Raw genomic sequence first — 12385 nt, forward strand, 5'->3', positions numbered from 1 at the left:
CCGTTCCGCTTCCCTGCCATTCGTTCCGACCATGCAACACCTTCCTGATCTCGAAGCCTGGGCCATCTTTGCGCGCGTCGCGGAGACCGGTTCGTTCGCGAAAGCCGCCGACCTGCTCGGCGTATCGCAACCGACCGTGTCGAAGGCGATCGCGCGCCTCGAAAAGCGCCTCGGCGCGATGCTGCTGTACCGCACGTCGCGCAAGCTGTCGCTCACGCCGACCGGCGAACTGCTGCGCGACCGTGCGATCCGCCTGCTCGCCGATGCGGACCTGATCGAGAGCGAAGCTTCCGCTCAGGCGCTCGAACCGCACGGCCTCGTGCGCGTGAACGCGCCGATGTCGTTCGGGCTGCGCCATCTGTCGCCGGTGCTGCCCGCGTTTCTCGAACGCTATCCGCGCGTCGACATCGACCTCGTACTCACCGACCACATCGTCGACATCGTGTCCGGCGGCTTCGACGTCGCGATCCGCATCGCCGAGCTGAGCGATTCGTCGCTGCGCTCGCGCCGGCTCTGCGCGGTACGCCGCCCGCTCGTCGCGTCGCCCTCTTACCTCGACCGGCGCGGCCGCCCGACGCATCCGAGCGACATCGAACAGCACGTGTGCCTCACCTACACGAACCTGCCGACGCCGGAGTACTGGCGCTTCCGCCAACCGGCTTCGGGCGACGAGTTCGGCGTATCCGTGCACGGCCGCATTCGCACCAACAACGCGGACGTGATCCTCCCCGCGCTCGTCGCCGGTCACGGCCTCGCCCTTCAGCCCGAGTTCCTGGTGTGGGACGCGATGCAGCGCGGCGAGCTCGAGGAAGTGATGTCCGACTGGAAGATCGCCGACATCAACGTCAACCTCGTCACGCCGCCCGGCATGCTGCGCGCCGCGCGCGTGACGGTGCTGCTCGACTTCCTCGCGGAACGCTTCGTGCACGCACCGTGGGCGCTGCCCGTCAGCTGAACGCGCGACGGCCCCTGGCAGGCGATCGTCGCGACCATCGCGACGATCGCGGCCGGCGGCCCGTTACTTCGCCGGGACCGCCGCGAGCGACTCGTGCGGCGTCGCGGTGCGTTGCGGTGCCTTGTGGACCATCGTGTACGCGTAGTCGACACCCATCCCGTAGGCGCCCGAGTGCTCGCGCACGACGGCCATCACCGCGTCGTACGTATCGCGGCGCGCCCAGTCGCGCTGCCACTCGAGCACGACCTGCTGCCACGTGACGGGCACCGCACCGGCCTGCACCATCCGTTGCATCGCGAAGTCGTGCGCGTCCTTCGACGTGCCGCCCGACGCGTCGGCCACCATGTAGATCTCGTATTCGCCTTCAAGCATCGCGCACAGCGCGAACGTCGTATTGCAGACCTCGGTCCACAGGCCCGACACGATCACCTTCTTGCGGCCATTCGCGGCCAGCGCATCGCGCACCTTCTGGTCGTCCCACGAGTTCATCGACGTACGCTCCAGCAGCGGCTGGTTCGGGAACACGTCGAGCAATTCGGGGTACGTGTGGCCGGAGAAACTTTCGGTCTCGACCGTCGTGATCGTGGTCGGGATGTTGAATGCCTTCGCGGCCTTCGCGAGACCGACGACATTGTTCTTCAGCGTCTGGCGATCGATCGACTGCACGCCGAACGCCATTTGCGGCTGCTGGTCGATGAAGATCAGCTGGCTGTTCTGCGGAGTAAGTACTTCAAGTTTCGGATTGCTCATGGCGCAAGTCGTCCTGTGAACGAAAAAAGGGGGGCCTGCCTCGACCGCGACAGCGGGAGGAGCCTGGGGTGCATCGGTGCCGGGTCGTCTTCCGGCTCTAAATATTTAAGCCGCAAACGCGCGGCACGAACACCCAAGAAACGGAATCGATCCGATTCCGGAATCGACGCCTGTTCGGGGCGATCCGGCCTTTTTTTCTTCACGCAAACCCGATACGCTTTCAAGACCTTGACGGCGCGCACCGCGCCACTCGTCTGCCATCACGGGGCTCGCCATGAAACCGTATTTCCTGTCGCTATGCGCCGGCATCCTCGCCGGCGTCATCTACGGCGCGCTCGGCGTGAATTCGCCGGCTCCGCCGATCATCGCGCTCACCGGCCTGCTCGGCATGCTGGCCGGAGAACAGATCCTGCCCGTCGCGAAACGGATGTTCGCGGGCCATCGCCTGAACACCGCATGGCGCGATGCACAATGCAGCCAGCACATGTTCGGCGCACTGCCGGGCGGCACCGCGAACGACCGCAAGCCGTCGTGATGGCCCTCGTCGCACACGGCCACGCATGACCAACGTCGAGCTGTTTCATTACCTGCTGCTGTTGATTTGCGGTGCGGGCGCGCTCACGTGGCTCGCCGAGCGGATTTCGATTCCGCCTGCCGTCGTACTGCTGCTCGGCGGCTGCGTGGTCGCGGTCGCCGGCAAGCGCGTGCCCGACATGGACCCGGCGCTGCTGCTCGCGGCCGTGCTGCCGCCGCTGCTGATGTCGAGCGGGTTCTACACCGCGTGGAAGGAATTCCGGCAGGAGCTTGCATCGATCGCGTCGCTCGCGCTCGGCGCGGTGGTGTTCACGACCGTCGCAGTCGCGCTCGCCGTGCATGCCGCGAACCCGGCGTTGCCGTGGGCCGCATGCTTCACGCTCGGCGCGATCGTGTCGCCGCCGGACGCGGTCGCCGCGAAGGCGATCCTGCAGCGCCACCCGCTGCCCGCGCGGCTCGTCGCGGTGCTCGAAGGCGAAAGCCTCGTCAACGATGCATCGGGCCTGCTGCTGTACCAGATGGCCGTGTCGGCCGCGCTTGCCGTGTCGATCACGGCCACGAGCGCCACCGGGCTGTTCTTCTCGCTCACGCTGATCGGCATCGCAGTCGGCCTCGCGTGCGGCCACGCGATGAGCTGGGTGTTGCCGCGCCTGCGCGATCCGATGCTCGGTATCGTCGTGACCTTCGCGATGGCGTGGGGCAGCTACGGGATCGCCGAAGCCGTCGACGGCTCGGGCGTGCTGTCGGTCGTCACCTGCGGCCTCGTGCTCGGCGTGCGCCAGCATCGCGTGTTCGACGCCGACATGCGGATCAAGGCGAAGGCGACCTGGGAAGCGATCGTGTTCGTGCTCGATGCGCTCGTCTTCATCCTGATCGGCCTCGCGTTGCACGCGATCCTCGCGCGCGTGAACCACGAAGGCGCGGTGCTGATGGCCGGCCTGCGCGTCGCGCTGCCCGCCACCGCCGCGGCGATCGCCGCGCGCATCGTCTGGGTGTTCGTCGCGATGTGGCTGCCGGGCCGCCTGCGCGCGCCGCGTGCCGGCCATGCCCCGTGGTCGTGGCGCGAGGCTATCGTGCTAGGCTGGTCGGGCATGCGCGGTGTCGTGAGCCTCGCGGCCGCGATCGCACTGCCCGCCAACTTCCCCGGCCGCGACCTGATCCTGTTCAGCACGTTCCTGCTGATCATCGCCACGCTCGTCGTGCAGGGCGGCACGCTTGCGCCGCTGATCCGCGTGCTGAAACTGCGCCCGGCCGCGCGGCACACGATGTCCGAGCATGCGGTGCGCGCGTATGCGTTCGGCGCGGCGCTCGCCGAACTCGACGCGCTCGAACAACGCGGGTCGAGCCTCGAGCGGCCGTCGCTCGACCGCTTGCTCGCCGAATACCGGAACCGCGTTACCTTCAACGAACGCGCGCATCGCCACGGCGCCGAGCCGGCCAATGTGCGCTCGCGCATGCTGCGCGTCGAACTCGAGCTCGTCGGCGTGTCGCGCCGCGCGCTGCTCGACCTGCATCGCGACGGCAAGGTCGACGACACCGTGCTGCACCGGATCGAATCGGAACTCGATTTCGAGGAACTGCGGCTGCAACGGCTGCTCGAACCGTAACGCCCGGCCAAGCCGCCGGCCTCCCCCTTTTCCCATGGAATTGCAATGAGCGAACTGTCCGTCGAAGCGAGCATCGGCTCCGTCGATTACCTCGTCCACTTCAGCGATGGCGTCCACCAGTGGCGCGCCGACGAACCGGCGCCGCTCGGCGGCGGCGATGCCGCGCCGACGCCCGTCGCACTGCTGCTGTCGAGCCTCGGCGCATGCACCGCGATCACGCTGAAGATGTACGCGCAACGCAAGGGCTGGCCGCTCGCCGAAGTGCACGTGAAGCTCGCACACGAATCCGGCAGCGCGGGCAGCACGATCGTGCGCCGCATCACGCTCGACGGCGACCTGTCCGACGAACAGCGCGAACGCCTGCTGCAGATCGCGAACGCGTGCCCGGTGCACAAGATCCTCACGCATCCGATCACCATCGACACGGCGATCGCCTGACGCGTCCCGCCTCGACCACGAGATCCCCACCATGTCCGCCTCGATCAAGACCCTGCTCACGCCGCGCGAAAGCGACATCGGCAACCTCGTCGTGCGCCGCGTGCTGCCCGCGCGTGCCGCGCGCCTCGTCGGCCCGTTCATCTTCTTCGACGAGATGGGGCCGGCCGTATTGCCGGCCGGCCGCGGCATCGACGTGCTGCCGCATCCGCACATCGGCCTCGCGACCGTCACCTACCTGTTCGACGGCTCGCTGATGCATCACGACAGCCTCGGCTTCCGGCAGAAGATCGTGCCGGGCGACGTGAACTGGATGACGGCCGGTCGCGGCATCGTGCATTCGGAGCGCTCGCCCGACGAAGACCGGCCGCGCGAGCAGCCGGTCCATGGGATCCAGACCTGGGTCGCGCTGCCGGTCGAGCATGAAGACACCGCACCCGCGTTCGTCCACCATCCGGCCGACACGCTGCCGTCGTTCACGCGCGACGGTGCGAGCGTGCGCGTGATCGCGGGCACCGCGTTCGGGCTCACGTCGCCGGTCGCCGTGTTCTCTCCCACGCTCTATGCGTATGCGGAATTCGCGGCAGGCGGCACGCTGGCGCTCGATGCCGAACATGAAGAACGCGGCGTGTATCTGGTCGACGGCGACCTGACCGTCGACGGCACGCCGCTCGCCCCCGCGACGATGGCCGTGCTCGAACCCGGCGCGACCGTGGCGCTCGCCAGCACGAACGGCGCGCGCGTGATGCTGCTCGGCGGGGCGCACCTGCCGGGCGAGCGGTTCATCGAATGGAATTTCGTGTCGAGCGCACGCGCGAAGATCGACGCGGCCCGCGCGGCGTGGGCCGACCAGACCTTCGGCAAGGTGCCGGGCGAAGAAGACGAGTGGACGCGCCAGCCGGAACGTCGCGCGCAGTAACGCGCCGCCGTCAGGACCCGCCGCGGTAGATCGGAGCCGGCCGCGGCGGCGACTGATCGACAATCACCTGTGCGCCCGGCGGCAGTTCGCGCAGGCAGACATAGGCCACGCCGTCCGGATAGAGGCGCCCGCTCGCGAGATGCTTCCCGTCGCGATCGAAGACATGCACCATCGCGTCGTCGGACACGATCCGATCGGGAACCTTCACGGTCAGATACTTGATGCACTGGCGTTTCCTCGCCTGTGCGGCGCCCGGCGCCGCCAGCGCGAGCGCCACGATCGCGAGCGCGGCCACGCGGGCCGCCCCGGCGCACGGCGTCACGGCCCCTCTCACCGCAGCCCCATCAACTTCGCGAGCGTCGGCCAGCGGTCGAGCGACTCGATGAACGCGCGGCGCGCCTGCTCGTCGACATAACGGTCGGGATCGAGCGCGGGCAGATGCCGCGCGAGGCCGAGCACGTCGTTCGGTTGCGACAGGCGATCGTCGTCGGCGTCGCCGGGCAGAATTACTGTTCGTCGATCCATACGCCATCCGGAGTTTTCACCGAGTAACCGTCGGCCGTCTGCATCGTCACCGTGCCCTCGTTCTCGCCGACCATCCGCGTGCGCGGCAGGTCGGCCGCGTACTGCGCGAGCGTCGCCCCCGGCTTGAACGGGCTGTTCGACACGAGGTTCGACAGCAGTTGCGAGAGCGCGAGGAAGCTGGCCGGCTGATCGATCACGGTCGTCGCGCCGTGGTTGCCGGCAAAACCGACGAGCCGCACGCCGACCGGCCCGTGCACAATGCGCGGCGTCGGGATCTCGCGCAGGCCCGCGACCTGGTTCTTGTCGCCGCGCAACGCGGCGCCGTGCTCGGGCACGAACACGATCACCGCGCGGCGGCCCGATTGCGCGATCAGGTCGGCGAGGCGGTCGAAGTCGTCCATCAGCTTCGTCGCGCGCTGCGGATACGAGTCGATGCTCGTCAGCGAACTGCCGACGATCCGGTTGCCGTCGTGCAGGCTGATCGTGTTGTAGTACAACGCGACCGGGCCCGGCACCGACGCGCGCTGCGCATACCAGTTCGCGAGCGTCGAGTAGTCATCCTTGATCGCCGAGCCGTCGAACGCGTGCATCGCGACGGACGCGGCCGCGTTCGAGATCATCGGCGCGTCGGCCACCCCGATGTTGTCGTGGATCACCTGCAGGAAATTGTCGAAGTGACCGTCGTGGTTCAGCAGCGACTGCACCGAGTAACCGGCGCTCGCCAGTTGCGAGAACAGGTAGCACTGCTGCGGCGCGGGCTTGTACAGGTCCGCGTGCGCCTCCTGCCCGCAGCTCGCGCGCAGCACGCGGATCGCCGCCGGGCCGCTGTAGCTCGCGGCCGTGCTGAAGTTCGTGAACAGGTAGTCGAAATGGCTCAGCATCGGATGGTTGCGCACCTTCGCGGCATCGAGGTCGTCCCACGACAGCGAGCAGATGTGCAGCACGATCACGTCGAACTGCGCGGCCGGATCGTTGCCGAGATGACCGAACGCGACCTGCCGCTGCGATTCCTGGCTGCGGAACGTCGCGAGTGCGGCGTTGTGATCCTCGGGCTGGCCGGCGAGCGTCGAGCCTGCCGCGTTCGCCTGCTGCGGAAGCGGAGCGACGACGCGCGCCATCAGCCCGCTGCCGGCCTGCCACAGCGGCATCACGATCAGCACGGCCAGCACGAAGGTCGCGACGCGCAGCCAGCGGTTGACGATGAAGTAGACGATCAGCGCGCCGGCCACCGTCAGCAGCAGCACCGGCGGCAACAGGCGCGGCAGCAGCTCCATCCAGTACTCGAGGCGGAATGTGCTCACTTCGCGCGCGGCCTCGGCGAGACGGGCGAGCGGCGGTGCATGCATCTCGCGGGCGAGCAGCGGCACCGCGATCGCGATCGCGACGAGCTGCCGGACGATGCGCCACGCACGCCGCCGGATCGGTGCGCTCGCCGCGAGCGCCACCGCGAACGCGAGGTTCGCGAGCCAGAACGGCTGCAGGTGCCCGGTCGCGAACAGCGCGAACTTCAGGATGAAATACAGATTCCAGAACGTCATCTAACCCACTCCATGATGAGCGCCGCGTCAGTCGCGCGCCCGATCGAGTTTCGGCGCCAGCATGGCCAGCAGGCCGCGCGCCGCACCCTTCCACATCCGTACGTTGCCGTCCAGGCCGATACGCAGCACTTCCTTCAGCCCGCCGAGCGGCGTATCGAGGCGCTCGCCTTCGTGCCAGTCGAGCCACGCATCCGCGCGGCCGAACGTGCATTGCACGAGCTGGCGCTCCTGTTCGAGCGTGAGCTCATCGAAGCTCACGCCGACATGGGTCGGCGTCACGCGGCTCACGCGCACCGGGAACGGGAACGACCGGTCGCCGCGCGTCACGCACACCGTCAGCGTGTCGCCGACGGCAAGCGAGAGCCCCGGCACCGCTTCGAGGCCGAGACCGCCGGTCGAGTAGTCGCTCGTGAAGCACGCGGCCGTCGAGCCGTCGGCGAGCAGCAGCATGGCCGGCACGCGCATCGCGATCCGGTGCGTGACGCGCACCTGCTTGGTCTCGCGCGCCACGGCCAGCGCCGCGCCGAGCATCGCGAGGTTGTACACGGTCCAGCCGAGCGTGATCAGGATCGTCGACGCCTCGTCGCCCTGGTCGATCACCAGCCGCCACAGGCCGGCGACGATCGCGAGCACGTTCAGCCCGAACAGCACCAGATACGGCTTCGACGTCGACCAGTCGACGTAGCCTTCGTCGATCTTGCCGCCCTTGTCGGTCACGTTGAACTTGCCGTGCTTCGGGCTGAAGAACGCGACGGTTGTCGGCAGTGCGATGTACCACGCGAGCACCGATTCGTAGACCTCGGCCCAGAACGAATGGCGGTAGCGCCCCTGCATCCGCGAGTTCGCGACGTTGGCGAGCACCAGATACGGGATCACGTAGCTCGCGAGCGCGAGCGCCGACGCGTTGATGAAGTACAGGTGGAAGAACAGGTACGCGAGCGGGATCGTCAGGAACACCAGCCGCGGAATCCCGTAGAAGAAGTGCAGCATCGCGTTGCCGTAGCAGATCCGCTGGATGAAGCCGAGCCCGCGCCCGAGAAACGGGTTGTCGATGCGGAAGATCTGCGCCATCCCGCGCGCCCAGCGCGTGCGCTGCTTCACGTGGCCCGCGAGGCTTTCGGTCGCGAGGCCGGCCGCCTGCACGGTCGGCAGGTACGCCGACGTATAGCCGCGCCGGTGCAGCTTGAGCGCCGTGTGCGCATCCTCGGTCACGGTCTCGACCGCCACGCCGCCCACCTCTTCCAGCGCGCTGCGCTTGAGCACCGCGCACGAGCCGCAGAAGAACGTCGCGTTCCACAGGTCGTTGCCCGATTGCACGAGCCCGTAGAACAGGTTGCCCTCGTTCGGGATCTCGCGGAACGTGCCGAGGTTGCGCTCGAACGGATCCGGCGAGAAGAAATGGTGCGGCGTCTGCACCAGTGCGCACTTCGGGTCGCGCAGGAACACGCCCATCGTCGTCTGCAGGAACGAGCGCGTCGGCACGTGATCGCAGTCGAAGATCGCGATGTATTCGCCGTGCGTCTTCGGCAGCGCGCGGTTGATGTTGCCGGCCTTCGCGTGGCGGTTGTCGTCGCGCGTCACGTAGTCGATGCCGGCCTCGCGCGCGAACGCCTCGAATTCGGGGCGCTTGCCGTCGTCCAGCAGGTACACGCGCAGCTTCGCGCTCGGCCAGTCGATGCTCTGCGCGGCGAATACCGTCGGCTTCACGACCGACAGCGGCTCGTTGTAGGTCGGGATGTAGATGTCGACGGTCGGCCAGGTGTCGGGATCGTCGGGCAGCGGCACGATCGGCCGGTCGAGCGGCCACGCGGTCTGCACGAAGCCGAGCAGCAGGATCATCCACGTATACGCTTCGGCGCCGTACAGCAGGTAGCCGGCAACGGCCTCGACCGGGCTGCGGAAATCGAGCGTCTGCGTGGTGCGCCACCACACGTAGCGCACGGTCGCGAGCAGCGCGAGCGAGGCCAGCGCGAGCGTCGGCAGATGGCCTGGCAGGCGGCGCAGCGTGAGCGCCAGCACCGCGACGATCGCGAAGAACGCGAACTGCGCGCCGGGCATCAGCGGCGACATCCCGGCCGCCGCCCACAGCAGCGCGCCGGCCACCAGCAGCAGCGGCGCGAGCCAGCGGCGCCGGCCGACACCGTGTGCGCGCGCATCGAGCCAGCCGCCCCAGCGGACCCACGGCAGGCGCTCGAGTAGCGCGTTGATGCGCCGGCCGACCGCGCGCCCGGCCACGTAGACGGGCACGACATACTGGTCGAACCATGCGAGCGGATCGCGCGCGGGCCGGCCATCGGCCGCGCGCGGCGCACGCACGATCGCGCGCCACAGCCATTCGCGCAGGCTGAGCGGCTGCAGCACGCCCCACTGTTGCGCGAGCCGCAGGGTCGCGACGCGCACCCAGCGGCGCACGTAATCGGGCCGGCCCGGCGGCGGCGCGTGGAAGAACAATCGCACGAGCCAGTCGACCAGCGTGCGCTCGGCCGGCAGCCCGATGCCGCGTGCGCACCAGTCGGCCGCACGGCGGCCGAGCGTGCGCAGTCGCGGCGCGAACGCGGCCTTCATCGCGCCGCTCCGGTGCGGCCGGCGGTGACCGCCGCCAGCCACGCATGAACCCAGTTCGCCACACCGTTCAGGTCGTGCGACGCCTGCGAATACGGCGCATCGTCGAAGATCCAGCTCCCGCGCGCGAGCGCTTCGGGCATGGCCGCATCGACGTGGATGCGCTGCTCGAGCATCGACGCCGGCCCCGCGACCGCGCGCAGCATCGCGAGCGCATCGCGCTGCATGTCGCGCGCCGGATTCAGCCGGTTCACGACGATCTGCAGTTCGCCGCCGCCGGTGCGCAGTGCACCGAGCCGCGCAGCCGTCGTCGCGCAGGCGGTCGGCTCGGGCGGCACGACGACGAGCGTCAGGTCCGCGCGGCGAATCGCCTGCTCGGCCTGTGTCGACGGATAGCGTGCGGTGTCGATCAGCACGACGCCGTCGGCCGGCAACGCGATCTCGTCGAGCGCGCGCGACAGCCATACCGGGTCGGCCGCGAGCCGCGCATCGCACGCGGCGGCGCCGGCCGCATCGACCTGCCCGTACGGCACGAACAGCACGCCGTCGGCGCTGCGCCAGGTATGCGCATGCCACGGCTCGGCGCCGCCGAGCACGCTCTGCGCGAGGCCGTGCTCGGCCAGCGTGTCGAGGCCGAGCGTCGCGCCCATCAGGTTCTGCGCGTCGAATTCGACGGCGACGACCGGCCGGCCGCGGCGCGCGAGCAGCACCGCGAGTGCGGCCGTGAGTGTCGTGCGGCCCGCGCCGCCGGTCGTCGACGTAATGGCGATCGTCTTCATCGGGCCGCCTCACCACCGCGTTCGCCGCGCTCGGCATCGGGCAGCAGCCGCCCGCGCAACGCGACCGGCACGAGTTCGCAGGGCACCGCGTCGCGCCGGTCGATCCCGCGCGGCGCGTGAAAGCCGCGGCCGATGCCGAGGTGCTGGGCGACGATCCACACCGGCACCGCGATCGCGATGCCGACGATGAAACCGAGGACGAGTTCGGCGATCATGCGACCCCCTGCTTGCGCAGCGGCATCTCGCTGCGGATGGCACCGCGTTTGCGCGCGGCGGGCATGACGGGTTCCGGCGTCGACGCGTCGACGGCCGCGACCGACGGCGTCGCACCGATCGCCTCGAGCGCGACGATCGTATCGATCGTATCGATCGCGTCGCTCACCTCGCCCGCGTCGGGCAACGCGTCGCCCGGAGCAGCGTGCGCCGGCAGTGTGCGCGGCGTGGCCGCGAACAAATCGCTGTAGTCGGCGATCGGCGCGCGCCGGTTCTCGGCCTTCAGCGCATTGAGCTCAATGTCGATGCTGCCGTGCCCGAGGCACACGACGCGGTCGGACAGCGTGTCGACCGGCACGTCGAAGATGCGCGCGAGCGCGTCTTCCGCGTCGACCGGTTCGCAGGCGAACAGGAACACGTACAGGTGCGCGGCATCGGCCGTCACGACGTCGCCTGCGCGGCGCGGCCGGCAATGCCGCAGCGCGTCGACATGCGACACGCCCGGCAGCAGCGCGATCTTCGCGAGCGTGTGCGGCAGCGCGAGCACGGCACCGCGATCGAGCACCGCGCGAATCCGCAGGCAGAACGCGCCGACCGGCAGGTAGCCGAGCACCGAATCGCCGAGCGCGGCCGCGAGCGCCGCACGATAGTCGGCCGCCACGGGCCGCGCATAGAGCTGGCCGCGCAGCGCGTGCACGGCGGCCTGCATCCGCGACACCGGCAGGTCGCGCGCGACGACTCGGCTCGCGCCGACGCTCAGCACGAGCATCTCGAACTGCTGGCGCAGCACTTCGCCGCGCTCGACGACCGCAATCTTCAGCGCCCCGCCGCATTGCCGGCGCAGCGCGTGCACGTCCGCGCACAGCGCTTCGAGCTGCGCATGCGAGTGGAACACGAGCACCGCGGTCGCGGCCTGGGCATGCGCGCAGGCCGCGACGACGGCCGCGTTGTCTTCGACGATTTCCCAGCCCTCGGGCACGCGGGTCGTGCCGTCGAGCACCGCGCGGCTGGCGACGACGCGATCCTCGTCGCTCGCGAGCTTCATGCGGCGCGCGGGCTCGGTTGCGCCGCCGTCGACGCTCGCCGACAGCCGGCCGCCCGGCGCAAAGCGCAGCGACCGTACCTCGCCGGCCGCGAGCGTGTCGCCCGCACGCCAGAAATCGACGATCCACAGCAGCTCGCCGTGCGTGCGCTGCAACTGCGCGACGCCCGAGCAGATACCGTGAAAGCCGCTGCGCGGCGTGCGATCCGCATCGCGCACGAGCGGAGCATCGTCGGTGCGTGGTTCTTCGCCTGCATGGTCCGCCTCGGGATCGAGCAGCAGCACGAGCGCGATCCGGCGCGTGCGGCACCAGTCGGCGAGTGCGTGCGCCTCGTCGGCGAGCGCGATCGGGTCGTCCCAGCTGAACCAGCGCTGCGCGCCCTCGACGAAATACAGCGAGCGCGCGCGAAAGCCGTAACGCTTCAGCGCGCGCAGGCCGCCGGTCAGCCGTGCAAACGGGCCCGGTGCCGCGCGGCGCGGTGCGTCGGCCGCTGCGCCGGCACCGTCGCCGCGGGCCGGCTCGGCC

Annotated in this window: 13 protein-coding genes; 5 read left to right on the top strand and 8 right to left on the bottom strand. The window is 69.6% G+C overall.

Annotated elements, in window-relative coordinates; translation table 11 throughout:
* The first annotated feature begins 31 nt into the window (after positions 1 to 31).
* On the top strand, positions 32 to 955 hold the full coding sequence (locus BDO18943_RS08635; RefSeq protein ID WP_043182443.1) for a LysR family transcriptional regulator: 924 nt from the start codon (positions 32 to 34) through the stop codon (positions 953 to 955).
* 63 nt (positions 956 to 1018) lie between these two features.
* Here BDO18943_RS08635 and BDO18943_RS08640 read toward each other — a convergent pair whose 3' ends face one another.
* Positions 1019 to 1705 carry a hydrolase gene (locus tag BDO18943_RS08640; RefSeq protein ID WP_175021967.1) on the bottom strand — a complete coding sequence of 229 codons (687 nt, stop codon included), beginning with the start codon at positions 1703 to 1705 and terminating at the stop codon, positions 1019 to 1021.
* Positions 1706 to 1979: 274 nt separating this feature from the next.
* On the opposite strand from BDO18943_RS08640, the gene BDO18943_RS08645 reads away from it, so the two are divergent.
* The 4 genes from BDO18943_RS08645 to BDO18943_RS08660 are packed head-to-tail and all read left to right on the top strand — an operon-like array spanning position 1980 to position 5200.
* Positions 1980 to 2240, top strand: coding sequence for a XapX domain-containing protein (locus BDO18943_RS08645; protein WP_043182440.1), 261 nt, complete (start codon positions 1980 to 1982; stop codon positions 2238 to 2240).
* Positions 2241 to 2265: 25 nt separating this feature from the next.
* Positions 2266 to 3846 (top strand): cation:proton antiporter, encoded by a 1581-nt coding sequence (locus tag BDO18943_RS08650; RefSeq protein ID WP_175021968.1) that lies wholly within the window; start codon positions 2266 to 2268, stop codon positions 3844 to 3846.
* A gap of 45 nt (positions 3847 to 3891) precedes the next feature.
* Positions 3892 to 4284: an OsmC family protein gene (locus BDO18943_RS08655; protein WP_043182438.1), complete on the top strand. Its 393-nt coding sequence runs from the start codon at positions 3892 to 3894 to the stop codon at positions 4282 to 4284.
* 31 nt (positions 4285 to 4315) lie between these two features.
* Entirely contained in the window at positions 4316 to 5200 is an 885-nt protein-coding gene (locus tag BDO18943_RS08660) for a pirin family protein (protein ID WP_175021969.1), read from the top strand.
* A 10-nt stretch (positions 5201 to 5210) separates the two neighbouring features.
* On the opposite strand, the gene BDO18943_RS08665 is transcribed toward BDO18943_RS08660, so the two are convergent.
* From BDO18943_RS08665 to bcsE, 7 genes are all read right to left on the bottom strand, one after another.
* Positions 5211 to 5495, bottom strand: a complete 285-nt coding sequence (locus BDO18943_RS08665; RefSeq protein ID WP_175021970.1) for a hypothetical protein — start codon at positions 5493 to 5495, stop codon at positions 5211 to 5213.
* Between the two features lie 35 nt (positions 5496 to 5530).
* On the bottom strand, positions 5531 to 5725 hold the full coding sequence (locus tag BDO18943_RS08670; RefSeq protein WP_175021971.1) for a hypothetical protein: 195 nt from the start codon (positions 5723 to 5725) through the stop codon (positions 5531 to 5533).
* On the bottom strand, positions 5707 to 7263 hold the full coding sequence (gene bcsG / locus BDO18943_RS08675) for a cellulose biosynthesis protein BcsG (RefSeq protein WP_175021972.1): 1557 nt from the start codon (positions 7261 to 7263) through the stop codon (positions 5707 to 5709). The genes BDO18943_RS08670 and bcsG overlap by 19 nt, the downstream gene beginning before the upstream one ends.
* 27 nt (positions 7264 to 7290) lie before the next feature.
* On the bottom strand, positions 7291 to 9828 hold the full coding sequence (gene bcsA / locus BDO18943_RS08680) for a UDP-forming cellulose synthase catalytic subunit (protein ID WP_175021973.1): 2538 nt from the start codon (positions 9826 to 9828) through the stop codon (positions 7291 to 7293).
* Complete coding sequence (gene bcsQ, locus BDO18943_RS08685; protein WP_175021974.1) at positions 9825 to 10604, bottom strand: cellulose biosynthesis protein BcsQ; 780 nt, start codon at positions 10602 to 10604, stop codon at positions 9825 to 9827. Before bcsQ ends, bcsA begins: the two co-directional genes overlap by 4 nt.
* On the bottom strand, positions 10601 to 10819 hold the full coding sequence (locus tag BDO18943_RS08690) for a hypothetical protein (RefSeq protein WP_043182427.1): 219 nt from the start codon (positions 10817 to 10819) through the stop codon (positions 10601 to 10603). The genes bcsQ and BDO18943_RS08690 overlap by 4 nt, the downstream gene beginning before the upstream one ends.
* The coding region (gene bcsE, locus BDO18943_RS08695; RefSeq protein ID WP_175021975.1) for a cellulose biosynthesis protein BcsE at positions 10816 to 12385 on the bottom strand (1570 nt) is incomplete at its 5' end. The genes bcsE and BDO18943_RS08690, both read right to left, overlap by 4 nt.

Source organism: Burkholderia aenigmatica (assembly GCF_902499175.1).
In the GTDB taxonomy this organism is placed as follows: domain Bacteria; phylum Pseudomonadota; class Gammaproteobacteria; order Burkholderiales; family Burkholderiaceae; genus Burkholderia; species Burkholderia aenigmatica.

What these genes read in the sequence shown, in the direction of transcription:
- BDO18943_RS08635 (WP_043182443.1), top strand. Translation starts at nt 32, where the DNA reads ATGCAACACCTTCCTGATCTCGAAGCCTGGGCCATCTTTGCGCGCGTC.
- BDO18943_RS08640 (WP_175021967.1), bottom strand. Translation starts at nt 1,705, where the DNA reads ATGAGCAATCCGAAACTTGAAGTACTTACTCCGCAGAACAGCCAGCTG.
- BDO18943_RS08645 (WP_043182440.1), top strand. Translation starts at nt 1,980, where the DNA reads ATGAAACCGTATTTCCTGTCGCTATGCGCCGGCATCCTCGCCGGCGTC.
- BDO18943_RS08650 (WP_175021968.1), top strand. Translation starts at nt 2,266, where the DNA reads ATGACCAACGTCGAGCTGTTTCATTACCTGCTGCTGTTGATTTGCGGT.
- BDO18943_RS08655 (WP_043182438.1), top strand. Translation starts at nt 3,892, where the DNA reads ATGAGCGAACTGTCCGTCGAAGCGAGCATCGGCTCCGTCGATTACCTC.
- BDO18943_RS08660 (WP_175021969.1), top strand. Translation starts at nt 4,316, where the DNA reads ATGTCCGCCTCGATCAAGACCCTGCTCACGCCGCGCGAAAGCGACATC.
- BDO18943_RS08670 (WP_175021971.1), bottom strand. Translation starts at nt 5,725, where the DNA reads ATGGATCGACGAACAGTAATTCTGCCCGGCGACGCCGACGACGATCGC.
- bcsG (WP_175021972.1), bottom strand. Translation starts at nt 7,263, where the DNA reads ATGACGTTCTGGAATCTGTATTTCATCCTGAAGTTCGCGCTGTTCGCG.
- bcsA (WP_175021973.1), bottom strand. Translation starts at nt 9,828, where the DNA reads ATGAAGGCCGCGTTCGCGCCGCGACTGCGCACGCTCGGCCGCCGTGCG.
- bcsQ (WP_175021974.1), bottom strand. Translation starts at nt 10,604, where the DNA reads ATGAAGACGATCGCCATTACGTCGACGACCGGCGGCGCGGGCCGCACG.
- BDO18943_RS08690 (WP_043182427.1), bottom strand. Translation starts at nt 10,819, where the DNA reads ATGATCGCCGAACTCGTCCTCGGTTTCATCGTCGGCATCGCGATCGCG.